A 2,312-nucleotide genomic window follows, 5' to 3' on the forward strand; every position below is an offset into this window, starting at 1 on the left:
CTCACAATAATATCTTACCCACCAATCAAGAGGGGTGACATTTTCTCTGTCCCGTTAAGGCGTTTTTGGGGTGACATTTTCACTGTCCCTTGACAGGGGTTAGGTGTTGTTGGGCCAGAGTGGACGCGCCCTCTAAGAAAAACAAGAAGCCATTGAAAGGGCAAAAAGCGATAGGTAAAATATTTCCCGGAATGCCGTGTTTGCAATGCCATCATGCTGTTTTTTTGATTGTTTAAGGAGGTTTTTTCATGGCTACCGGTCCCTGTGGGCTGGCCTGCGATGCCTGTGGCCTGTACAACCGGGGCAAATGTGCGTCCTGCGGTCCCGGCAACAGCATTGAAGCTCGGGCCAAAATCAACATTCAGGAACAGTTGGGTTTTCGCTGCCCCGTGCTGGCCTGCGCCATTACCCGGAACATCGATTACTGCTCCCGGGATTGTTCCGAATTTCCCTGTTCCCGCTATGAGCGTGGTCCCTATCCGTTGAGCCAGAGTTTTTTGCAAATGTACAGGCGCCGATCCGGTCCCCAGCATTAGACTCCCCTCGCCACGGGACATGGCAAGGGGGTTAACTTAGTCCGGGCGCACTTTTTCGTTCCTGCGTTCGTATTTGATCGCGTGGAAGTGGGTTATCGGCGAATGATGCTTTCCTAAAAGATTTTGAAAGATTTTGCCTGAACCTTTTTCGCTCAGCTAATGCTTAAATTCCCAGGGCGGCACGTTTTTTGTTAATGTGTTCCTCAATGCCGTTGGCCGCCTGCACCGGATCGTCTCCCAGGGCAACCTTCCCTCCGGTAATGCCTTCCAGATCTTCGGTCAACAGCTTGACTAGGTCGAGGCCCCCGGTTACCGGAGGAGTGGGCGAAAGATGGGTGTAAAGCCGGAAGGCTAGGGCAAAAAGCCCGTCAATGGTGGCCTTTTGCTCCAGGTACTGCGGCGCGGTTACGGCCACGGGCAGGGCACTGGTGTCCACCCCCAGGTGGTTGGCCACGGCGGTGACCAGCATGGAGATGCGCCCCGTGTCAGTACAGGTACCGAAACTGAGCACCGGAGGGATATTTAAAGACCAGCAGATTTCCCGGAGGCCCTCCCCCGCCTGTTCTGCCGCTTCCAGACTGGCCAAGCCGGCCACTTCCAGGGCGTGGTTGCCGCAACCGCCGCTGACGATCAGTATGTTGCGCCGGATCAGTTCTCTCGCCAACCCCACGGTCATGTAGTCGTGGGGACCGGTGGAAATGGTGGTGCAGTTGACCAGGGCCACCACGCCTTTAATTTTTCCGGCCTGATTCCGGCGGGGTAAATGGCCAGTTCCCGCCATAGTTTTTTCCGTGGTTCGGGGGCAAAAACTTCCACCATGGTGCTGGGTTCATCGTAGTTGCGGTAAAGTTTGCTGATCAGAAAATCGGCAGAAAATCGGCCAGGCGAATGGCCACCTGTTCGGGAGAACCGTTGGTATCTACCTTCACCTGCCCGGCGAAGCTGTACAGTTTATCTTTATCTGTGATGGAAAAAGGCGTTTTCCCCTGCGCCGTGGCCTTGAGGGTGCGGAAGGCTTCGTAGGCGTGGTGGGTATAGGTGGCGGTACCCATCACATTGCGCAAAAGCATGTCCCGCATGGCCATGGCGTTGCGGTCGATGCCGCATACACCCAGAATGGCTCCCACGTTATCCGAAACGCGGCAGGGACCGTTGGTGCACAGCTGGCAGCTAACCTCCGCCAGGCAAAAGTTACAGCGGATTTTCTCCTGGGGGTCAAAGCGATCCCATACATTGGTTAAACCGTTCCGGCGTATATGCTCATACATTTCCTGGACCGAGTCGTGCACACTGACCCGGCCGCCTAGCTGGACCCTTTCCCTTTTGGCCATCTGTCTTCCTCCCGGAAACATTTTTTTTAGTAATGCCCGGAGAAGGAAGGTGTATACATGGTGGAGGTGCTTGTGAAAAGCAATACAGGAACCCCGGGGAAAAAGTAAATGTGTCCGGCAGTTCCTTTAGCAGTAAACTAGCTATTAAGCGATACTTGGCGCTTGGTTCCAGGCTCTAATAGCTCAGCAGATAAAAAAATCAATGGAATAAGGCAATACAACTTTACTCTATTGTCGCCAATGGGATATACCTTGATAAGTCGGTCATGGAGCCGGTCATAGGTTTCTGAGTAATAACTTATGGCTTCTTCAACCCTGTCTGGAGCAAAAATTGTACAAATATCTTTCAAGCATGCGTGATCGGTTTACCATAAATCCTACTCAATACCATCTAATACCTGGGAATTAACCGCTTTTACCCAGGGTGACAACAGGCGTTCTCTGT

The 2,312-nt window shown here is 52.9% G+C and carries 1 protein-coding gene and 1 pseudogene; one reads left to right on the forward strand and one right to left on the reverse strand.

Annotation, left to right across the window (positions count from 1 at the left end):
* Window positions 1–248: 248 nt before the first annotated feature.
* Window positions 249–536, forward strand: coding sequence for a DUF3795 domain-containing protein (locus tag BUA65_RS17420; RefSeq protein WP_072871660.1), 288 nt, complete (start codon window positions 249–251; stop codon window positions 534–536).
* Window positions 537–699: 163 nt separating this feature from the next.
* On the opposite strand, the pseudogene BUA65_RS18935 reads toward BUA65_RS17420, so the two are convergent.
* Window positions 700–1,777, reverse strand: a pseudogene (locus BUA65_RS18935) (anaerobic carbon-monoxide dehydrogenase catalytic subunit); the annotation flags it as partial.
* Window positions 1,778–2,312: the final 535 nt, after the last annotated feature.

It is taken from the genome of Desulfofundulus thermosubterraneus DSM 16057 (assembly GCF_900142025.1).
GTDB lineage: Bacteria > Bacillota > Desulfotomaculia > Desulfotomaculales > Desulfovirgulaceae > Desulfofundulus > Desulfofundulus thermosubterraneus.